The following is a 21,132-nucleotide window of genomic DNA, read 5'->3' as shown; positions in this document are numbered from 1 at the left end:
TATGTATCATTTAGACAACGAATCAGGTGTTTCCACACGCCCTGAATTACCTGCTAAAGTGAGCGATCAACGTCTTTGGTTTACTGAGGGTGGTGGCGGTGAACAACCGTCGTACCCCGGTGCACATTGGTTTAATATGGTTCAAGCTGAGCTTTTAGGTATCCTTGATGATGCAGGTATTGCACCTGAAAAAAGTGAATTAAACCAGATCTCTAGAGCTATTAGAGAAATGGCAAAAGGGCAAGCTAAATCCTATATGGCTGAACTTAGCAAACCCGATGGTTTTCGTTTTATTGGGGAATGTGAATCAATTGAGCAATTGCGGACGATTGCGCCACTTAAATTAGGACAAAAGATTCGCGTGAAAAGTTATTATGCTGGTGGCTCTACTGGTGGTGGTGATTTTGAAGCGGTTTCTTTCGTACAAGATAACGGCGTAACACACTTTGCTTCGTCCTCCGAGACGCTTTGTTGGCGACGGATTTACACGACATTAACTCTTTTTGACGCAGGCTTCAAAGCAGATGCTGATAATACTGCCATGGTGGAAACGCTTGAGCAGCTATCTGAAAATATTGACGGTTTAGGCTTGGTTGTGAATATCAATCACCGACAGGTGCCTGCCGCTAATATGCATAATGTGGCCTACTGTTACAACGGTATCGAATATGTTAGCCCCGATTTTCTACGCGGTGACGTTGCACAAATCACACGCACAGGCTACTACACCGCATGGACACAAGATAAGACCTTCGTACACGATAATGTTATCTATGCGCCATTTATGTTGGGCTTTCGTCACGGCTATGATGATATGCGTGTTGCGTGGGTTCGTTCATTTGACGGAGGGTCAACTTGGGATGCCCCAAGTATTTTAGTCGATTATCATCCTAATAATCCAACCCTTGGATATCACTGTTTTAGTATGGGCGTATTGGGTAATCGTGTAATGGCAATTATTGAAGAGAGAACCGTTGCGACCAAACAACTCAACAAAGCATTTTTGTATTCCCGCCCAATGACTATTTCACGCAAGTTAGTCGGCGGTATTCGTCAAGATGGCACACGAGTCACGGTGACGCTTGAAGGGCACGGCTTATTTAAAGGAGACCATATTTCCTTTACTGGCTCAGGGATTACGGGTGTTTCGGGTGATACCGAGGTTAAAGAAGTGATCGATGCTAATACCTTTGTTGTCCACAATGAGAGTTCACAGTCAGCCAATAACGAAGGTCATGAGTGGCTTTGTGGGATTTCCTTTGAACGCAATAACTGGTCAATTCAACCATTAGGTAACTTTGAACGAAATGGCAATGCAGTGACCCATATTCACAGCTTCTCTCCTGTCACCAGTGCGGAGTTTTTAACGGGTTTCCATTATGGTGATGGCACACGTGCAATAGGCTTTCTTCACTTTACGTTAAACTGGGCTACAGGCAAGGCGTCTTATAATCAGCATTTTCTTTCTGATGAGATTGCACGTATGCGCGGTGAGCCTTGTGTGAACTACTATAAGCGTAAGGTGTACATTACAACACGCTCGCAAGGTGTCGATACACCTGCATTATTTTTGCGCTGTAATTTGGATGGCAGTGCCTTGGAGTCTTTTCAGCTCACACAAACAGCGGTGCATTATACTCCATTACCTTTTACCATCATTGATGATGTTGCTTATATTTTTGGTACAGAGCGAGCTGAAAATGAGTGGGAAACAGGTGTGGGCGACAAATCAGGCAATCGTTATGTCGGCAACCGTCCTCGCACGATGCTTATGACGGTTAAGTTATCTGATTTTGGCTATGCTGAGCGCGTAAAAACACGTTGCGTTTATCAAGGCATTTACGCAGGCGAATCAGGCTCAAGTGCATGTGGCGTTGGCTCCGTTGTTTATAAAGATGGCACTTTATTTTATCTCTTTGGGGATGAAGATGCTCGCAATAGCCATTCTCAAGTTGAAAATGCTCAAAATGCTAACAATGCCCATATTGATGACGGCTACCAACCTGATATCTATTGTTTGCGGTTACGCTTAAAAACCGCAACAAGTGGGTATCAAAAACGACCACTGGCAGGTGCAGATTGCCTTACATTGCCTGTTTTTCGCGGCGTTGATGGGATTCGTATAGTGCAATGCAGCACGCGTTTTGAGGAATTAACAGAATGTGTGGCATTGCGCGTATTGCAAATGCTAGCCTCTGGTCGAGGTGATTATGCAATGTATGGTACGGATTATTTAAATGATATTAAACGCATTTATCTCTCCAGTACCCATAAAGCCAACAGCAATAATGGTGCATTGATTGTATTACATAATGATAAAAGCGATACGCCAAATATGGTTGAGGTAAAATCAGAAAATACACGATTAGCTGGCGTGACGATTGTGGATAAACTGGTTATTCAAGCTAGCCGAGTTCCGCCTGAATTGGATAATAATCAGATTTTCATTCAACGAGAAAACGATACTACACTGGCGGTGAAGTTCAAAGGTAGCGATGGTGTGGTACGTGAATCGAAATTAAACTTTTCGTAGTGGAGGTGAGGAATGGATAATCCGATCTTTCTTGCCCTCTACAAAGGGCACAAAACAGGCAAAAGCCCAAAAGCCTTAATGATGCGCTTCTCCGATTGGCTCACGCGAAAACTTACCAAGGGCAAGTATTCGCACTGCGAGATCGCAGTCAAACACACCCAATGGTTGACAGGTCACCACTACGACTACGAAGAGTATTTCGTGTGTTATTCCTCCAGCATTCGTGATGGTGGTGTACGAAAAAAAGTGAATGATGTCACCAATGAGAAGTGGGATTTAGTGCCGCTTACCGGTGTCAGTGAGTCACAAGTTGAACTTTATTTTCAACTCACCAAGGGCAAACGCTATGACTGGTGGGGTGCAATTGGCGTGGTATTTGGCATGAAAGAAAACAGTAACAAGTTCTTTTGCTCGGAATGGTGTGCCAATGCCATCAATGGCGGCAACGAGGGCTGGCGATTTAGCCCAAACCACTTAGCGGCAATTTTTAAACCGCGTTAAAAGCCCTTTTAAGGCTCATCTTTCCATGCAAAGCCTTGGTCGGGCGGAAAGATGAGCCACCCACTGCGAAATCACTGGGTTTTATAATTGTGTGCGCTTGAGTGATTATCCCAACGCCGATGATTATCTCAATGGCATTGAAGTGCGACACGAGTCTTTCCATCAACTACTGCCGCAATTTCAAGCCGATAAAAAGGCGTTGTTTGTGCTTGACCCACCGTATCTCTGCACCCATCAGGCGGCCTATAAGCAGACGAACTACTTCGATTTGATTGATTTTCTGCGGCTTATCCATCTCACTCGACCGCCCTATCTGTTTTTCTCGTCGACCAAAAGTGAATTTATCCGCTTTATTGAGTGGTTAGTGGAAAGCAAAAGCAATAACTGGCAAGCATTTTAGCAGACTCAACGCATTATCGTGCAAACGTCGACCAGTTATAGTGGGAAATATGAAGACAACCTAGTGTATCGGTTCTAAAAGAAAAGCCCCGCACGGGGCTTTAATCGTTAATAATCTTGTTGATTGGGCGATAATGGCTTAACGCCTGCGGCATATAACTCAGAAAAAAGGCAGTAATACCAAGGTGCATTGGTATCTTTAGCATTTTGCAGTGCAATAATACGGTGGTGGCAATGGGTGTGGATAAATAGCACATCAAGGTATTCGCTACGGTATAATTGCCCGTTAACATGATAAAGAAAATGACCTGGTTTAAAGCTGCGTCCCTCTCTATCTGCAACTAGCGCAACCTCTAACATCATCTCCCGCTCGGTTCGTAATTTAACTGGAAACATCATTCACCTCATCTCGGCTCTTCGTTGTTTTGTTGGACACAGCATTACTCTGTTGGAGGGTGAAGTGAAGTCTAAAGTGGGGTTAAAACAACTGACTGGCGAGTAGATCGGCTGGAGAGGTATGGAGGTCTAAAATGGAATTTAAAACATAGTTAAAAGAGGATTTAAATAGCATAAAAAACCGCTTTAAATGAGAAAAAATAAGGCGGTTAAACTTTCTCACTTTAAGCGGTTACGTTTCTCAAATTTCGCGGACGGCAACAGATGTTGTTCCCGATCGCAATGGTGTTTTGTTGTGCAACTTTCGTGTTTTGCCCGATCGCACCGGCATTCTCGGCTGAAACAGCGGAATCTGCCCCAATAGCAAAAGCGCCGTTCTTGCTGGCGTTTGCATTCATACCTAGTGCCAATGATTTTTCACCCGCTGCGCTGCTGGTTACGCCAATTGCAGTCGCTTCTTTGCCGTCTGCTTTTGCCTGATAACCTAAAGCAGCGGATTTTTCATTCGCGCTACTTTCGGTACCAATTGCGGTTGAATTTAAGCCGTTTGCTTTTGCTTTTGTACCGAGCGCTACCGCACTTTCTTTTAAGGCTTTAGACTGCGCTCCGATCGCAACCGCAAAATCTGCTGAGGCTTGGGTATTTGTGGTGCCGTCATACTGAGTCACTTTTGCTGTAGTACCCTCGCCGTCTTTAGGCGAAACATCGGCGCTCCCGATTGCAATGGATTGATTTCCCAGCGCAGTAGAAGATTGCCCCATCGCCAAACTCCCCTTGCCTTTCGCATAGGATACATTACCAATTGCCATCGCATAGTCATCTGTCGCTGCTGATTGGCGCATCATCGAAAGGGCATTAAAGCCGGAAGCCAAAGCTCCAGTGCCAATAGCTGTGGCGCCAATATCAGTTGATTGTGAATATTGCCCCAACGCAATTCCCAAACCGCCTACAGCGCGAGAATAATCACCAATGGCAATACCACCAGCGGCAGTATAGGCAGTATAGGCAGTATAGGCAGTATAGGCAGTATAGGCAGTATAGGCAGTATAGGCAGTATATCCAAGTGTTCTTGCATCAGCATTGCTACCAATAGTAATCAATTCTGCAGAAGCATAACTAGGCGAATAAAGGTTTCCTGTCCCCACTGAATTCGGATTATTATAGGATAAGTTGCCTGGGTTATAATAATTAAATGCCCGCTCTCCGCCCGGAGGGTTATATACATTATCAGAAATAGATACCGCCGCATAACTTGTCACCGGCAATAATGCCGCTAACACTGCAAAGACTGAAACCTTTAAACGAAAAAAGAAAAGACAATAAACCAAAATTAAATAGGGTGCGATTTAACAATATTTAAGCTTTCATTTCAAGAGAGCACTAGTGTCAATTTTTAAATAAAAAGCATAAAAATAGTAAAAAAGATTAAAAATTGATTACAAGGTGATCGAAATACAATAAGGGAATTGGAATAGCATCTTGACAAAACAAACAAAAATCATTGATTTTAAATTAGATTATTATTTTTAACAATAAATAAATCTCATTTGTAAAATGTAAGCAATTGCTCCAATTGCCGGAATGTAAACTTTATTTCCCGTTAGATAACATCTAAGATTATTGACTTATTAAAGGGGAATATCTAAAAATTCGGCGATATCATCAGGAAAATACACTGTCAGAAAAGATCCGTTGATGCTTCATCAACGTTAAACCAAAAAAAATCCCCATCACGAGTGATGGGGATTCAAATTGAAATTCGGATTAGTGTAAATTACGCTGCAAAATGAAATCTTGGTTCACTTCGATTTTTGCTTGGCTGCGCAATGATTGGATCAAGCTGTTGTAGGTTTGCAGTTGTTTTGCCTGCAAATAATTCAATGCCAGCGCGCGCTGTTCGTTGCCTTCGGCGACGCCGTCGCTGATTTTAACCAACCGCGCTAAATACACTTCACCGTTGCCGTTTTGCACCGCTTTGTAGCTATCTGTATTTGCCATCGAGAAAATGCCTTCGCGCAGTTGCGCATCTTGCATTGAGGCGTATACAAACGTTTGAGCGTTGTCCGCTAAGCTCACGCCTGTCGGCAGCGTCACCGCCGTTTTGTCGCTTGCTTGGTTAAACTGTTCGGCAAGGTCTTTCGCTTGGCTTAACAACACTTGTTCGGCTTTTTGCTGTTTTAACAGTGCTACGGTGTCGGTTTTCGCTTCGTCTAAGCTTTTACTGCCCGCCGGTTTGTGATCGACCACTCGCACGATGAGAGAGTGTTGATCGCCGACGTTGAGCGCTTCGGAGTTCATGCCGCCCTGCAGCAAATCGGTATCAAAAATGTTATAAACCACATTCGAGAAGTTAAGTGCGGTCGGCACGTCTTGGCGTGAGAAGTAATCGCTAGTTTTCACTGCTTTGCCGACTACGGCTTCCACATCTGCCAGAGAAGATTGGTTTTCATAAGCTTTTTCAGCGGCTTGTTTTTCTAAGCGGAAGAAGCCAGCGGAAGTCAGTTCATTGCGAATGGTGTCTACAATCTGGTTTCTCACTTGCTCCAGCGGCTGGGTTTCACCGGCGCGGCGCTCAAGCACTTTGATTAAATGATATGCACCATCGACATTCACCGGTTGGCTGATTTGCCCGACTTCGGTGGCATACGCCGCTTTTTCAAACGCTTCCGGGAATGCGCCATCGCTCGACCAACTTAAATCCCCGCCGTTCACCGCCGATAATTTGTCTTGCGAATGTTGTTTTGCCAATTCAGCGAAATCCGCACCGTTTTGTAATTGTTGCGCTAAGTCCTGCGCCAACGCTTGATCAGCAACTTGAATGTGCGCCAAGTGCTGGTTGGTTCTGCCGCTGAATTGCGCTTTGTTATCTTGGTAATACTGCGCCACTTCAACATCGCCGACCTGAATGTTCTTTTCCACATCCGGTTTGGTGATGTCAATGTATTCGACCTTCACCAATTCAGGCACCATAAATGCCGCTTGGTTGGCTTGATAATATTGTTCGACTTCTTGATCGCTGACTTGCTGTTTTGCAATTTCCGCCGCTAACGGCAAAGCGCTCAACCGCACTTCGCGTTGTTGGAAGATTTGTTTGATCAGTTGATTCAGTTGTTGTTCGCTTAAGGCCTCCGAACCCAGCAAGCCGCCTTGCAACTGTTGCATTGCCACCGAGGCGCGCAAGGTTTGTGCATAATAATCGGAGCTAATCCGATTAAAACGCAAGAAGCTTTGATACTGTTCGTTATCAAATTTACCGTCTTTTTGGAAATTCGGGCTGCTGACAATTGCGCGCTTGATTTGCTCGTCGCTCACCGCCAAACCTAAGGTTTGCAGGTATTGCCCCAACAAAGTTTCATCGATTAGCCCGTTCAGCACATCTTGTCTGAATTGCGCTTCAAATTCGGGTGAATCCATTAATAATGAAAATTGCGCGCCCATTTCTTGACTGAACTGGCTGTTTTGCGTTTGATAAGCGTTTTGGAAAGTTTGCTGGCTGATCTCTTCGCCGTTGACCGTTGCCGCCGAGTTATTCATCGAGCTGCCTAAATAGGTGCCGACCCCGCCCAATACAAACGAGATCGCGATCAAACCAAAAATGATTTTCCATAACCAGCCGCCTACGCCGCTTCCCAGTTTTTCCAACATAATCTGTGTTCCTGTTATTTAGCTTAAATATTGCCGAATTATATGTGAAACCCTGTGTTTATGCACGCATAATTCTTTTTGCCGCCCTGCTATAAAGGCAAAAAGCCAAACTCATCGAATTTGGCTTTTCACGGCGGATAATCTTAGTTGACGATTGGCTTCGGCTGTGATTTGGCGCCGAGTTTTTTCGCCGCCACCACCGCTTTTTCAACCGCACTTACCATCTGCACGCCTTCCGGCGGGTTTTGCAACGCCAATGACAACACTTCATCAATTGTTTCCACTGGGCGAATATCCAATTGCGCTTTGGCATTTTCCGGAATTTCTTCCAGATCTTTCACGTTGTCTTTCGGGATCAGCACCAGCTTGATGCCGCCACGGTGCGCCGCCAGCAACTTCTCTTTCAAGCCGCCGATCGGCAATACTTTGCCGCGTAAAGTGATTTCACCGGTCATTGCCACATCGGCGCGCACCGGATTACCGGTCAGGCTGGAAACCAATGCGGTGCACATGGCGATACCCGCGCTTGGGCCGTCTTTCGGCGTCGCCCCTTCCGGCACATGAATGTGAATATCGCGCTTCTCATAAAAGTCCGGATTGATGCCCAAACGTTCGACGCGCGAACGCACTACGGTCATCGCCGCTTGGATCGACTCTTTCATCACATCGCCCAGTGAGCCGGTGTAACTCAATTTGCCTTTGCCCAACACCGAGGCGGCTTCAATCGTCAGCAGATCGCCGCCAACTTCCGTCCACGCCAGCCCGGTTACTTCGCCGACGCGATTTTCGGTGTCGGCGCGCCCGTATTCAAAGCGTTTCACGCCCAAATAATCATGCAGGTTATCTTCGTTCACCACCAAAGATTTCAGTGATTTATCCAACAGCAGATTTTTCACCGCACGACGGCAGATTTTAGAAATGTCGCGTTCCAGTGCGCGAACACCCGCTTCGCGAGTATAGAAACGGATAATCCCCATAATCGCGCTGTCTTCAACGCTGAGTTCGCCTTTTTTCAGCCCGTTGCGTTCCATCTGTTTTGCCAACAAATGGCGTTTGGCGATGTTCAGTTTTTCATCTTCGGTATAGCCCGATAAACGAATCACTTCCATTCGATCCAACAACGGCGCCGGAATGTTCATTGAATTTGAAGTGGCGACAAACATCACATCGGACAAGTCATAATCCACTTCCAGATAGTGATCGCTGAAAGTCGAGTTTTGCTCGGGATCTAACACCTCCAACAACGCCGATGCCGGATCGCCGCGCATATCCGCCGCCATTTTGTCGATTTCATCCAACAGGAACAGCGGGTTTTTCACCCCGACTTTGCACATTTTTTGGATCAACTTACCCGGCAATGAACCGATATAGGTTTTACGGTGTCCTCGAATTTCCGCTTCGTCACGCACCCCGCCCAGCGCCATGCGCACATATTTGCGCCCGGTGGCGTTGGCGATCGATTGCCCTAGCGAGGTTTTCCCCACGCCCGGAGGGCCGACTAAGCACAGAATCGGACCTTTGACTTGGTTCAAACGGCTTTGTACCGCCAGATATTCCAAGATCCGTTCTTTCACTCGCTCCAAACCGTAGTGATCGGAATCCAGCACTTTTTGCGCATTTGCCAAGTCTTTTTTCACTTTGCTGCGTTTGTGCCAAGGCACTTGGGTCAGCCATTCGATATAGCTGCGCACCACCGTGGCTTCCGCCGACATCGGCGACATCATTCGCAGTTTCTGCAATTCGGCTTCGGCTTTCTCCCGCACCTCAATCGGCATTCTGGCGTCTTCGATTTTTAACCGCAGCTGCTCGATTTCGTCATTTTGGCTGTCTTGCTCGCCCAATTCTTTTTGAATCGCTTTAATTTGTTCGTTCAGGTAGTAATCGCGCTGGCTTTTTTCCATCTGCTTTTTAACCCGCCCGCGAATCCGTTTTTCAACCTGTAGAATATCCAACTCATTCTGCATTGTGCCGATCAGCAGTTCAAAACGCTCAAGAACGTTATATTTTTCCAGTAATTTTTGCTTGTTTTCCAACGCAATCGGCATATGCGCCGACATGGTGTCGCTCAAGCGCTCCGGATCGTCAATAGCCCGCAAGGCGCTGACCACTTCCGGCTGCACTTTTTTATTCAACTGCACATAAGAATCGAACTCTTCCAACGCGCTGTTTTGGATCACTTCCAGCTCGCGTTCGTCGCCGCTGACTCTGGCAATGGTTTCAATATCGGCGGTCAACAAACTGTCTTGATGAAACTCAACAATTTTCGCCCGTTGCTGTCCTTCAACCAGCACTTTCACCGTACCGTCCGGCAATTTCAACAGCTGAATGATGTTCGCCAGCGTACCGACCGTATACACATCATCAAATCCCGGATCTTCTTGATCGGCTTGTTTTTGTGCGACCAGCAGCAGCTGTTTGCCGCTTTCCATGGCTTTTTCCAGGCTGCGAATCGATTTTTCCCGTCCCACAAATAAAGGCATCACCATAAACGGAAACACCACTACATCGCGCAGCGGCAACACCGGAATGTGTGTTTGTCTGGTTTGTTGATTCATTATCTTATCTCTCTTTGCTATGCTAATTGGGGATTAATGAATTCTATATTGGGCTGTTCGGCAGAAATCTCAAGGATTATTTGTTTTTTCAGCAAAATTTTCGCCTGAAAACAAAAAGTGCGGTGTTACCAACCGCACTTTCACTTTTTGCTTAGCTCGCCTGTTCCAGCCGATATTCCAGTTTCGGCGGCTGTTGCTCGTCGATCACATCTTGGTCGATCAACACTTTTTGCAGATTCTCCAATGACGGCAGATCGTACATCGTATCCAGCAGCACCGCTTCTAAAATCGAGCGCAAACCACGCGCGCCGGTTTTGCGTTTCAGCGCTTTTTTCGCCATTGCCACCAGTGCCGCTTCGCTGAACTCCAGCTCGACATTTTCCAATTGGAATAGTGCCTGATACTGTTTGGTCAATGCGTTTTTCGGCTCGGTCAGAATTTTGATCAACGCTTCCTCGTCCAATTCGCTCAATGCGGCAACCACCGGCAGACGCCCGATAAATTCCGGAATCAAACCGAATTTGATCAAATCTTCCGGTTCGACCTGTTTTAACAGCTCACTGATACCGGCTTTGTCTTTCTCGCCTTTCACTTCCGCACCGAAACCGATGCCGCTGCGGACGTTATTGCGTTGATCGACCACTTTATCTAAACCGGCAAACGCGCCGCCACAGATAAACAGAATTTTCGAGGTATCAACTCGTAAAAACTCCTGCTGCGGATGTTTTCTGCCGCCTTGCGGTGGAATTGACGCTGTGGTGCCTTCGATCAATTTCAATAACGCCTGCTGCACCCCCTCGCCGGACACATCGCGGGTGATCGACGGATTTTCCGATTTGCGGGTGATTTTGTCGATTTCATCAATATAGACAATGCCGCGCTCGGCTTTTGCCACATCATAATCGCAGCGTTGCAGTAATTTCTGAATGATGTTTTCCACATCTTCCCCGACATAACCGGCTTCGGTCAGCGTGGTCGCGTCCGCCATCGCAAACGGCACATTCAGCATTCGCGCCAAGGTTTCCGCCAACAGGGTTTTGCCGCTGCCGGTCGGACCGATCAGCAAAATGTTACTTTTTCCCAATTCAACATCGCTTACCGTATCGCCGCGCAAACGCTTATAGTGGTTATACACCGCCACCGCCAACACTTTTTTGGCGTGATCCTGTCCGATAACATAATCGTCCAAGTGTTTGCGAATTTCATGCGGAGTCGGCAATTTTTCTTCCTTGACCGCACTTTGTTCCGTTTGCGCCGCATTTTGCTGTTCGTCTTTTTCCAGCAGTTCGTAGCAATCTTCGATACATTCGTTGCAAATAAAGCCGGAAGCACCGGCAATCAGTTTCTCAACTTCATGCTGTTCTTTTCCGCAGAAGGAACAATGATGTTGTTTTTCGTTTGACATACTGTTATCCAATTAAATTCGTTCAGTTAAGACTTCGTCTACCAAGCCATATTGTTGAGCTTCTTGTGCCGACATAAAGTTGTCACGCTCGGTATCGCGCTCGATTTTCTCCAGCGGCTGCCCGGTGTGCTGTGCCAAGCGGCGGTTCAGGGTATCACGAATTTTCAGAATTTCCTGTGCGTGAATTTGAATGTCCGACGCCTGTCCGCGATAGCCGCCCAGCGGCTGGTGAATCATCACCCGCGAATGTGGCAGGGCAAAGCGTTTGCCCGCCGCGCCGCCGGCTAACAGGAATGCACCCATTGAACAGGCTTGCCCAATACACAGGGTTCGCACGTCCGGTTTGATAAACTGCATGGTGTCGTAAATCGCCAAACCTGCAGTGACCACCCCGCCCGGTGAGTTGATGTACAAATTGATATCTTTTTCCGGATCTACCGATTCTAAATATAACAACTGGGCGACAATCAGGTTTGCCATATTGTCTTCCACCTGACCGCTTAAAAAAATGATCCGCTCTTTTAATAAACGTGAATAAATATCATAGGCTCTTTCGCCGCGTGATGTCTGATCCACCACCATTGGAACTAAACTCATTTTTCCCTCGACTATTTCAAAATGATTGGCGATATTCTACCGAAAAATCGGCTAAAAACTATCTAAAAAAACAAAAAGTGCGGTCATAAACCGCACTTTGATATTGCAAACAACCGCTTGCCGATTAGGCTTGTTGCGGGTTCATGATCTCGTCGAACGAAGCGGCTTTTTCAGTCACTTGGGCTTTTGCCAATACGGCGTCAACAGCCTGCTCTTCCAACACAACATTGCGCAAGTTATTCATTAACTCTTTGTTGTTGCTGTAGTATTCGATCACTTCAGCCGGTTGCTCGTAAGCGGCGGCGATGTCTTCGATCATCGCTTTCACACGATCTTCATCCACTTTCAATTCGTTAGTTGCAATCACTTCAGCGAATAACAAGCCGACCTGTACGCGACGACGCGCTTGGTCTTCAAAAATTTCGCGTGGCAATTGGAAATCTTTCGGGGCTTGTCCCCCGAAACGTTGCACCGCTTGTTGTTGCAACACTTCGATTTCTTGATCAACCGCTGCAGCCGGTACGTCAATGCTGTTGTTTGCCAATAAACCGTCGATCACTTGGTTTTTCACACGCGTGGTCAACGCATTGTTCAGTTCGCGTTGCATATTTTTGCTGATTTCAGCACGCAGGTCGGCAACGGTTTTATTTTTAGAACCGAATTTTTGTACGAATTCTTCGGTCACTTCCGGCAATTCCATTTCTTCCACTTTTTTCAGGGTGATTTCGAATTTCGCCGCTTTGCCTTTCAGGTTTTCTGCGTGGTAATCTTCCGGGAAAGTTACGTCAATCGCAAAAGATTCACCCGCTTGGTGACCCACGATACCCTCTTCGAAGCCAGGGATCATTCTGCCTTGCCCCATCAGCAATACGAAATCAGCCGCTTTGCCGCCGTCAAACGCTTCACCGTCAACTGAACCGTCGAAATCGATTGTTACGCGATCATCGGCTTTCGCCGCAACCGCACTTTCTTTCCAGGTGGCTTGTTGTTTGCGCAAAACATCGATCATTTTGTCGATGTCGGCTTCGCTGATTTCAACAACCGGTTTTTCAACTTGGATATTTTCCAAGCCTTGTAATGCAACTTCCGGATATACTTCAAACGTGGCACTGAAAGTGAAATCTTTGCCTAATTCGTATTGTTCCGGGGTAAATGTCGGACGACCGGCAAAGTTGATTTTGTCTTGCATGATCGCATCAAAGAAACTGCGTTGCATCGCGTCGCTTAATACATCTTGGCGAACGGACGCACCGAAGCGTTTTTCAACCACTGCCGGTGGGATTTTGCCTTTACGGAAACCGTCGATACGGGCATTTTTAGCCACATTTTTTAATTCTTCACGAACGTTTTGTTCGATTGTTTCAGCCGGAACCGTGATAGTGATACGGCGCTCAAGACCTTGGGTAGTTTCTACGGAAAATTGCATTTTTTACCTCAAAAAAATCAGACACTCTCGGCGCTACTCATCTCTATTGTATGAACTACAAACACCGAACTTAAAAAAATAGACAGGGGATTATACCCAGTCCAAGCCTTTCAGTCGAGTTATAAGCGCACAAAAGCGGATAATTGGCGATTTTTTAAACCGTACTTTATCTGATATTTATTGATTCGCGCCTATAAATGACAAAACCCGATTCAAGATAGAATCGGGTTTAACATCAAATCGCGACAATTACAGTCCTTTCGGAATACGGATTTTTTGCCCCGGGAAAATTTTATCGGCGTCTTTGATCACTTCTTTGTTCGCCGCTACAATCGCGGTATATTTCGCACCGTTGCCGTAGGCTTTTTCCGCGATTTTCCATAAGGTATCGCCTTTTTCAATGACATAAAACTCATCGTCGGTCGCCAATGCTTCGCCGCTGGCAATAGTAACACCTTCGGCTTCCACTTTGGTGATGCCGGCGATATTGCCCGCCATTAAAATCGCTTTTTCCAGTGCAGACGCATCTTTCGCGGTGCCTTCGATTTTCGCCACGCCGTTTTCAACGGTCACCGCCACGTTTTCCACGCCCGGGTTATCTTCGCTGATGTGCTGGGTAACCGCACTTGAGGCTTCTTCTTCCTTACCGAAAATTTTCTTACCGATATTACCGACAAAATCAAATAATCCCATGTGATGTCCTTATTTATGTTATTGATTAACTTTAACGGCCTCTCGCGAAACCGAACGAATGTCGCTGACCATTATCCAATCAGTTTTACTTTAAATCAAACAAAATGCGCTGAGTTTAAACTGAAAACGGATATTGAATCGGCGGATGGGATTGATACCTCACCACCTTGAAATCATCCATTGTTACCCAACTTTCCAGGTCTTGCAGGGTTTTGATTTGCGGATTGATTCCCAATTGCGGCAGCGGCAGCGGCTCACGCTGTAACTGCACGGTTTTCATCAGTTCGAGCTGATCTTCATAAATGTGTGCGTTAACGATTTTATGATACGCCTGCCCGGCTTTTTTGCCGGTGATCTGCGCCATTAACGCCAAGAAAGTGTAAACCTGAATCTGGTTAAAATTTAAGCCGAGCGGCACGTCGCAAGAGCGCTGATAGCTGGTGAGATACAGCGTATCGCCCAATAATGAAAAGGTGTGAGTGTGCATACACGGACGTAAACAGCCCAGTTCGATTTCGCCCGGATTGTAGAAGGTGATGATTTCGCCGCGATCGTCAATACCTTGCGACAGGTTATCGACCACTTTGCGCAGCTGATCCAAATGCGAGCCGTCCGGCTTTCGCCAGCCTCTGCCCTGCACGCCATACACCCGCCCCATATCGTCAACGCCTTTGCGGTGTGGGCTGTTCAACCAAACTTGATTGTCGTTAGCGTTGGCGTCCCAGGTTTTGGTGCCGAGTTTGCGGAAATCCGCCGCATTATCATAGGCGCGAATATAGCCTAAAAATTCGGCGATTGCCGCTTTCCAATAGCTTTTGCGGGTGGTGATCAGCGGGAATTGATTATTGGCAACATCATAAGTTAAATCGGCATTGATCACCGTTAAACAGCGCTTGCCGGTGCGCTCATTGCCGACCCAAACGCCGTCGTCCACAATTCGTTGACATAAATCCAGATATTGACGCATTCGCTCCTCCCTTTAGACCGCACTTGGCTTATTTACCGCGTGTCGATAAGCCCACAGCAGAATTAACAGCCCGATAATCATCATCGGGGTAGACAAAATTTGCCCCATTGAAATCTGCTGCCCCAAGAATAGCCCCAGATGTTCGTCCGGCTCGCGGAAAAACTCGACGATAAACCGGAATAAGCCGTAGAAAAACAAAAACAGTCCGGCAACGGAGCCTGCCGGGCGAGGCTTGCGGATAAACGTGTTTAGAATAAAAAACAGCACGATCCCTTCTAAAAACGCTTCATACAGCTGCGACGGGTGGCGCGGCAGATAGCCGCCGGACGGAAACAACACCGCCCAAGAGACATCGGTGACCCGACCCCATAATTCATCATTAATAAAATTGCCGATTCGCCCCATGCCCAAACCGAAAGGAATCAGCGGCGCGACAAAATCAGCGGTGACCCAAAACGGGCGCTTTTGCAGGCGTGTGGTGATCATCATTGCCAAAATCACGCCGATTAAACCGCCGTGAAATGACATTCCGCCGTCTAAGATGCGAAATAGATAAAGCGGATCTTGCACAAAGCGTTCGAATTGATAAAACAGCACATAGCCGATTCGCCCGCCTAAAAACACGCCAAGAAAGCCGTTAAATAACAGCGAATCGACTTGCTCGACCGTCCAGCCGCTGTTCGGCTGTCTGGCGCGGCGCACCGCCAACCAGCGGGCAAAAACAAATCCGATCAAATACATTAAGCCGTACCAGCGCAACGCCAGCGGCCCGATTTGAAAAATGATCGGATCAATTTGTGGAAAAGTGATATACGCGTCCATCTCAATCTCTCACTTAGCTTAACAGCATCTTCAGTGCAATCACACACAACAACACGGCAAACCCTTTTTTCAGGGTCGCAACCGGTAGTTTAGTGCTCATGGTTGCGCCGATTTTTGAGGTGAAAAAAGAAACCGAGGTCACCAACAGCACAGCGGGCAGATAGACATAACCGGCGGAATACGCCGGCAAGCTGGCAACACCCCAGCCGCTGAACATAAAGCTAATCATGCCCGATACACCGAGCAACATTCCGCAAAAAGACGACGTGCCGATCGCACGTTTCATGTCGACCCCGCGCGAATTTAAAAACGGCACGATAAACGCGCCACCGGCGATGCCGGCAAAGCTCGAGGCAATCCCAATCAACGCACCGCCGATAATGCTGCTCTGCGGAGTTAACGGTTTGTCACCGGCTGGCTTTTTAATCGAACGGAACATTTTAAATGCCAGGTAAAACACCATTATCGCAAAAATACTGCTGGTGACTGAAGCGGGCAAATCAACGATAAACAGCCCGGCAATAAATACCGAGATCATCAACGCCGGAATTAAATAAACCGACGCCTGCCAATCGACGTTGCCCAGTTTGTGGTGGCGTTGCGCTGATGAAAAAGCGGTGATCACGATCGTGGCAAATGAACTGCCTAACGCTACGTTCATCAACAATTCCGGCGGCACGCCAACCTGTGGCAATAAATAGACCAAAGTCGGCACGATAATCAAACCGCCGCCGATCCCAAACAAGCCGGCAAGAAAACCGGCGACTGCGCCCAGCAACAGGCAGGAGATAATAAACAGCGTCATGAGTTACGATTCCCTTTGTTTTGCGGATTGTTTTGCTGATTGTTTTGCTGATTATTCGGCTGAGCGGTTTGCACCGCTCTTTTGTCATTCGGTTTACTGAAATGGCGATAACCTTTCTTGCCGCGTCCTTGCGGTTGGCGTTCGGCGTCATCTTTTTTATACCGCTCTTTGCCTTCCGCCGGGCTATGCGCACTGTAATTTTTTTTCTGTGGCGGGTTCATAACGGTAAACGCAAACTCTTTCATCACCTTGCGGTAAACTTCGCGTTTAAAAGAAATCACCTGTCTAACCGGATACCAATAACTGACCCAGCGCCATCCGTCAAATTCCGGATTTTGGGTTGCTTGCATATTGATATTTTTTTCGCCGCCGGTCAGCAGCAATAAAAACCAGCGCTGTTTTTGTCCGATACAGACCGGGTTGCTGTCGTTGCGCACCAAGCGTTTCGGCAATTTATAACGCAACCAGCCTTTTGAAATGGCTAAAATTTTAACATCTTGCCGACTCAAGCCGACTTCTTCATACAACTCGCGATACATCGCCTGTTCCGGCGTTTCGCCCGAATTAATGCCGCCCTGTGGAAATTGCCATGAGTTTTGTCCGCAGCGTTTCGCCCATAAAACCTGCCCTTGTTGATTACAAATAATAATGCCAACATTCGGGCGGTAACCATCGAAATCGATCACTATCGATCCTCTTATACCGTATTATAAATTCTGAAATGTAGTTGATTGTTTCATAATATCGTCGGCGATACAACAACAACCGATCCTACTCGAACCGCACTTGCGCTTTTTTCCCCGATCCATTTGTATTTCATTCGTGCGATCGCCAATATTTTAACCTGGCTGTGGATAACTCTGTGTGTAATCTCGGGAATAGATGTTGTTCGCTCCACTTTCTGAATGCGCTGCCCCCAGAACCTATCAAAGGATCGCGGATCGTTGTTGAGATCCTAGGCAAGCTGGTGCTTTTTCATGCCTATGGTGAAAAGTCGATGAATTCATGCTGATAAAAAAACCATTTCTCACTCGGTTTGTCATCAATTTATTTTTGTGCGCCATAAAAAGTGCGGTCGGCGTGAGAAGATCGAGTTATTCAGATTTTCTGTGGATAAATTTGTGGCTGATTGCGGAATTAAAACGGACAACCACGCCAGCACTTCACCAAGGATTATTTTTTATATTATAAATCAATAAGATATAATTATTGATTGATTTTCTATAATTCGGCTTTTTAACTCGAATCATAGCTGTTCACTTTTCAACCATAATTATTTCCCTCAAGCGTTTGAGTCTTTGTCTTATTGCCGTTACAATGTTGCCCCATGGTTCGAGCATAGGATAATGATGACAGCCTCCCCAAAGATTGCCGCGCCGCAATCAGAAGCGCAATTACTGCAAGCCGCCCGCCGTTTGGCAGGGTTGCGGTTTGCCGATCTTGCCGCCGAACATCAACTGAGCGTGCCGGAAAATCTAAAACGGCATAAAGGCTGGGTAGGAATGTTGTTGGAAACCGCACTTGGGGCGCAAGCGGGCAACAAAGCGCAGCAAGATTTCGCCGAGCTGGGGATTGAGCTGAAAACCATCCCGGTCAACCGCCACGGCTATCCGCTGGAAACGACCTTTGTCAGTTTGGCGCCGTTAACCCAAAATAGTGGCGTGATATGGCAAAACAGCCACGTTCGCCACAAATTGCAGAAAGTGCTTTGGATCCCGATTGAGGGCGAACGCACGATCCCACTGGCGGAAAGACGGATCGGCAGCCCGATTTTGTGGCAGCCGACTGCCGAGCAAGAAGCTCGACTGGCGCGTGATTGGGAAGAGCTGATGGATTTGATCGTGTTAGGCAGGGTAAATGAGATTACCGCTTCGATTGGCGAAGTGTTGCAATTACGTCCGAAAGCGGCGAATAATCGAGAATTAACCGCAGCTCACGGGCAGCTGGGACAACCGATTAAGACATTACCTCTAGGATTTTACTTAAGAAAGAACTTTACTGCGGAAATTTTGCATTTATTTTGTATTAACTTAAATTAATAATATGAACTTTCATGTATCGTACCTGTCCTAAATACACTATTATAAATAACAAATAATGATAAAGTAAGGAAACCATTTCATGTCCAAAATACTCCTTGTTGACGATGACGTAGAACTCACCGATCTGTTGGCTGAAGTGCTGAGAATCGAAGGATTTGAAGTTGAATTGGCTTATAACGGAGAAGAAGCGCTGAAACTGCTTAACTTCAGCCATGATATCATTTTACTTGATATTATGATGCCGGTATTAAACGGAATTGAAACATTAAAACAAATCAGAAAAAACTTCTCAACTCCGGTGTTAATGTTGACCGCGCGCGGCGATGATATTGACCGTGTACTCGGCTTAGAGCTGGGCGCAGACGATTATTTGGCGAAACCGTTTAATGATCGTGAACTGGTGGCACGGATTAAAGCCATTTTGCGCCGCACACAGAATCAAGCGAGCACCTTAGGCTCAATAGTGAATGCCGATAAAGATGACAATAAACAATTGGATTTCGGCGGGATCACCTTACATCCGGGAAGACAACAAGCGTTATATCAAGATCGCGATTTAGACTTAACGGGCACCGAATTTGCCTTGCTGCAAATTTTGGTGAAAAACCCGGGGCAAATTCTGTCACGTGAACTGCTGAGCCTGGAAATTCTAGGCAAACGCTTAACCCCATTTGACCGCGCAATTGATATGCACATCTCAAATTTACGCAAAAAATTGCCGGAACGTGCCGACAATCTGCCGTGGTTTAAAACCCTGCGTGGCAGAGGCTATCTGTTAGTCACTGAAAAATAGTGAATTAACCACAAAGAAATGATAGAGTGCGGTCTTGATGCTCTATCATTTTTTATTAAGTCCCGATTATGAAAATATCGCGTAAACTACTTCGCCTTCTTAATTCAATCAATGTACAAATCTTTTTTTTATTTTGGTTGATTTGGTTGGCTTTTTTCGTTTTGATGGGATTCGCTTTTTTTATTCCCACCATGGACGCGCGCAATTATACCGAACTGTCGACTGAAGAAGTCGATGTTTATCAGCTTGAAGTGATTAAGCTGACTAAAAATAACATACTGCACGAGCTACAATACCAACAAAACAAACTGTCTAGCGACCGCTACGACATTATGCTACTGCCTCGCAAACCGGTGTTGGTCGATCCGAACGATTATAACCAAATTATCGGTCATCTGGACTACAACGAAGGCAGCGAGTTATACCAGTTTGTTAACCGCTCCAATAATCCATTGGCACCTCAAAAACGTCGCTTTTACAATTTAGATATTATTGGACCGTTTATTTCTCCTTACCCATTCACCGACAGCGAACCTTATTTACTGTATTTTATCGAAACCGTCGATCCGCAGCGGGAATTTATTAACTTTTTCTTTGATCACCCGCTGATTATGCTGTTTTTACTGATGGCAACCAGTACCCCGCTGTTGCTCGGCCTGATTTTCAGCTTAACTCAGCCGATTAAAGAACTGCGCAGCGCCGCCAATGCAATTTCCACCGGCGATCTCGCCGTCCGACCGATTCTGGAGAAACAAGGATCGCTCGAATTGCGTGAGGTGGGGAAAAGTTTCAATCACATGATCACCTCTCTGGAAGATATGATCAGCTCGCAACAGCGCTTACTGCTTGACGTTTCCCATGAACTGCGCACACCGCTCACCCGCTTGCAATTGGCGGCGGCGCTGTTAAGACGCCGTCAGGGCGACAGCAGCGAATTGGAGCGGATTCAGACCGAAACCGAGCGAATGGAAAAAATGCTGACCCAACTGCTATCACTTTCGCGTCAGCACATGAGCACTCACATTAATCGTGAAGTATTCAGCCTGCCGTTTATTTGGGAAGAAGTGGTCGACGATGCCAAATTCGAAGGGCGCGAACGCAACTTTGAATTCAGCTTTGAGCAAAATATTAAGCACCCGGAAGATTATTTTATTAACGGCAATGAGGACGCCCTTGCCAGTGCATTGGAAAACATTATCCGCAACGCCTTTAAATACGCGCGCAATAAAGTGCAGCTCAGCTGTAATATCATTGATGAGCAACAGCTACAGATTATTATAGATGATAACGGCGAAGGCGTGGCAGAACATGAATATCAGCAAATTTTCCGCCCATTCTACCGCACCGACCAAGCCCGCGCCCGCACCACCGGCGGCACCGGACTGGGATTATCCATCGTCGCCAATTCGGTAGAACAGCACAAAGGCTCGGTCACCGCCAGCAAAAGCCCGCTCGGCGGATTGCGCATCACGATTCAGCTGCCGCTTTGGTTTGATGACTAGCTAATAAAAAACACCGCCGAAGCGGTGTTTTGTAACCTAAAGTGCGGTCGG

16 protein-coding genes and 2 pseudogenes are annotated in these 21,132 nt (G+C 46.6%); 6 read left to right on the top strand and 12 right to left on the bottom strand.

What is annotated here, in order from left to right:
- Position 1: 1 nt before the first annotated feature.
- The 3 genes and pseudogenes from ACUHGC_RS05170 to ACUHGC_RS05160 form a co-directional block, all read left to right on the top strand.
- Positions 2-2,533 carry an endosialidase catalytic beta-propeller domain-containing protein gene (locus tag ACUHGC_RS05170; RefSeq protein ID WP_446834562.1) on the top strand — a complete coding sequence of 844 codons (2,532 nt, stop codon included), beginning with the start codon at positions 2-4 and terminating at the stop codon, positions 2,531-2,533.
- A 12-nt stretch (positions 2,534-2,545) separates the two neighbouring features.
- A complete protein-coding gene (locus tag ACUHGC_RS05165; RefSeq protein ID WP_446834561.1) occupies positions 2,546-3,034 on the top strand; it encodes an enoyl-CoA hydratase in 489 nt (162 codons plus the stop codon).
- A gap of 79 nt (positions 3,035-3,113) precedes the next feature.
- Positions 3,114-3,512: pseudogene (locus ACUHGC_RS05160) on the top strand (hypothetical protein); the annotation flags it as partial.
- Positions 3,513-3,541: 29 nt separating this feature from the next.
- On the opposite strand, the gene ACUHGC_RS05155 reads toward ACUHGC_RS05160, so the two are convergent.
- From ACUHGC_RS05155 to rppH, 12 genes and pseudogenes are all read right to left on the bottom strand, one after another.
- The gene (locus tag ACUHGC_RS05155; protein ID WP_446834560.1) at positions 3,542-3,829 is read right to left on the bottom strand and encodes a hypothetical protein; all 288 of its coding nucleotides are present in this window, start codon (positions 3,827-3,829) and stop codon (positions 3,542-3,544) included.
- A gap of 224 nt (positions 3,830-4,053) precedes the next feature.
- A complete protein-coding gene (locus ACUHGC_RS05150; RefSeq protein WP_446834559.1) occupies positions 4,054-5,109 on the bottom strand; it encodes a hypothetical protein in 1,056 nt (351 codons plus the stop codon).
- Between the two features lie 484 nt (positions 5,110-5,593).
- Entirely contained in the window at positions 5,594-7,474 is a 1,881-nt protein-coding gene (locus ACUHGC_RS05145) for a SurA N-terminal domain-containing protein (RefSeq protein WP_446834558.1), read from the bottom strand.
- A 143-nt stretch (positions 7,475-7,617) separates the two neighbouring features.
- Positions 7,618-10,029 carry an endopeptidase La gene (gene lon, locus ACUHGC_RS05140; protein ID WP_446834557.1) on the bottom strand — a complete coding sequence of 804 codons (2,412 nt, stop codon included), beginning with the start codon at positions 10,027-10,029 and terminating at the stop codon, positions 7,618-7,620.
- Between the two features lie 151 nt (positions 10,030-10,180).
- On the bottom strand, positions 10,181-11,434 hold the full coding sequence (gene clpX / locus ACUHGC_RS05135) for an ATP-dependent protease ATP-binding subunit ClpX (protein WP_446834556.1): 1,254 nt from the start codon (positions 11,432-11,434) through the stop codon (positions 10,181-10,183).
- Between the two features lie 12 nt (positions 11,435-11,446).
- A complete protein-coding gene (clpP, locus tag ACUHGC_RS05130; protein ID WP_446834555.1) occupies positions 11,447-12,031 on the bottom strand; it encodes an ATP-dependent Clp endopeptidase proteolytic subunit ClpP in 585 nt (194 codons plus the stop codon).
- A gap of 124 nt (positions 12,032-12,155) precedes the next feature.
- Positions 12,156-13,457 carry a trigger factor gene (gene tig, locus ACUHGC_RS05125; RefSeq protein WP_446834554.1) on the bottom strand — a complete coding sequence of 434 codons (1,302 nt, stop codon included), beginning with the start codon at positions 13,455-13,457 and terminating at the stop codon, positions 12,156-12,158.
- 249 nt (positions 13,458-13,706) lie between these two features.
- Positions 13,707-14,150: a peptidoglycan-binding protein LysM gene (lysM, locus tag ACUHGC_RS05120; protein ID WP_446834553.1), complete on the bottom strand. Its 444-nt coding sequence runs from the start codon at positions 14,148-14,150 to the stop codon at positions 13,707-13,709.
- A 115-nt stretch (positions 14,151-14,265) separates the two neighbouring features.
- Positions 14,266-15,117: a thymidylate synthase gene (locus tag ACUHGC_RS05115; protein WP_446834552.1), complete on the bottom strand. Its 852-nt coding sequence runs from the start codon at positions 15,115-15,117 to the stop codon at positions 14,266-14,268.
- A gap of 12 nt (positions 15,118-15,129) precedes the next feature.
- Positions 15,130-15,939 (bottom strand): prolipoprotein diacylglyceryl transferase, encoded by an 810-nt coding sequence (lgt, locus tag ACUHGC_RS05110; protein ID WP_446834551.1) that lies wholly within the window; start codon positions 15,937-15,939, stop codon positions 15,130-15,132.
- Between the two features lie 13 nt (positions 15,940-15,952).
- On the bottom strand, positions 15,953-16,744 hold the full coding sequence (locus ACUHGC_RS05105; RefSeq protein ID WP_446834550.1) for a sulfite exporter TauE/SafE family protein: 792 nt from the start codon (positions 16,742-16,744) through the stop codon (positions 15,953-15,955).
- A gap of 230 nt (positions 16,745-16,974) precedes the next feature.
- Positions 16,975-17,430, bottom strand: a pseudogene (rppH, locus tag ACUHGC_RS05100) (RNA pyrophosphohydrolase); the annotation flags it as partial.
- Positions 17,431-18,093: 663 nt separating this feature from the next.
- Between rppH and mutH the strand changes: the two are divergent.
- The 3 genes from mutH to cpxA all read left to right on the top strand — a co-directional run bounded on the left by mutH (position 18,094) and on the right by cpxA (position 21,081).
- The gene (mutH, locus tag ACUHGC_RS05095) at positions 18,094-18,783 is read left to right on the top strand and encodes a DNA mismatch repair endonuclease MutH (RefSeq protein WP_446834845.1); all 690 of its coding nucleotides are present in this window, start codon (positions 18,094-18,096) and stop codon (positions 18,781-18,783) included.
- 82 nt (positions 18,784-18,865) lie between these two features.
- Positions 18,866-19,579 (top strand): envelope stress response regulator transcription factor CpxR, encoded by a 714-nt coding sequence (gene cpxR, locus ACUHGC_RS05090; protein WP_446834549.1) that lies wholly within the window; start codon positions 18,866-18,868, stop codon positions 19,577-19,579.
- Positions 19,580-19,647: 68 nt separating this feature from the next.
- Complete coding sequence (gene cpxA / locus ACUHGC_RS05085; protein WP_446834548.1) at positions 19,648-21,081, top strand: envelope stress sensor histidine kinase CpxA; 1,434 nt, start codon at positions 19,648-19,650, stop codon at positions 21,079-21,081.
- Positions 21,082-21,132: the final 51 nt, after the last annotated feature.

This window comes from Testudinibacter sp. P27/CKL/0425 (assembly GCF_052931395.1).
Note: the sequence above shows the minus strand (reverse complement) of the source record. Positions and strands in the feature narration are given on the sequence as shown.

Excerpts from the sequence above, each read along its gene's own strand:
- lysM (WP_446834553.1), bottom strand. The coding sequence starts at position 14,150 with ATGGGATTATTTGATTTTGTCGGTAATATCGGTAAGAAAATTTTCGGT.
- ACUHGC_RS05165 (WP_446834561.1), top strand. The coding sequence starts at position 2,546 with ATGGATAATCCGATCTTTCTTGCCCTCTACAAAGGGCACAAAACAGGC.
- lon (WP_446834557.1), bottom strand. The coding sequence starts at position 10,029 with ATGAATCAACAAACCAGACAAACACACATTCCGGTGTTGCCGCTGCGC.
- ACUHGC_RS05145 (WP_446834558.1), bottom strand. The coding sequence starts at position 7,474 with ATGTTGGAAAAACTGGGAAGCGGCGTAGGCGGCTGGTTATGGAAAATC.
- tig (WP_446834554.1), bottom strand. The coding sequence starts at position 13,457 with ATGCAATTTTCCGTAGAAACTACCCAAGGTCTTGAGCGCCGTATCACT.
- lgt (WP_446834551.1), bottom strand. The coding sequence starts at position 15,939 with ATGGACGCGTATATCACTTTTCCACAAATTGATCCGATCATTTTTCAA.
- ACUHGC_RS05115 (WP_446834552.1), bottom strand. The coding sequence starts at position 15,117 with ATGCGTCAATATCTGGATTTATGTCAACGAATTGTGGACGACGGCGTT.
- ACUHGC_RS05170 (WP_446834562.1), top strand. The coding sequence starts at position 2 with ATGTATCATTTAGACAACGAATCAGGTGTTTCCACACGCCCTGAATTA.
- ACUHGC_RS05155 (WP_446834560.1), bottom strand. The coding sequence starts at position 3,829 with ATGTTTCCAGTTAAATTACGAACCGAGCGGGAGATGATGTTAGAGGTT.
- ACUHGC_RS05105 (WP_446834550.1), bottom strand. The coding sequence starts at position 16,744 with ATGACGCTGTTTATTATCTCCTGCCTGTTGCTGGGCGCAGTCGCCGGT.
- clpP (WP_446834555.1), bottom strand. The coding sequence starts at position 12,031 with ATGAGTTTAGTTCCAATGGTGGTGGATCAGACATCACGCGGCGAAAGA.
- cpxA (WP_446834548.1), top strand. The coding sequence starts at position 19,648 with ATGAAAATATCGCGTAAACTACTTCGCCTTCTTAATTCAATCAATGTA.
- cpxR (WP_446834549.1), top strand. The coding sequence starts at position 18,866 with ATGTCCAAAATACTCCTTGTTGACGATGACGTAGAACTCACCGATCTG.
- clpX (WP_446834556.1), bottom strand. The coding sequence starts at position 11,434 with ATGTCAAACGAAAAACAACATCATTGTTCCTTCTGCGGAAAAGAACAG.
- mutH (WP_446834845.1), top strand. The coding sequence starts at position 18,094 with ATGACAGCCTCCCCAAAGATTGCCGCGCCGCAATCAGAAGCGCAATTA.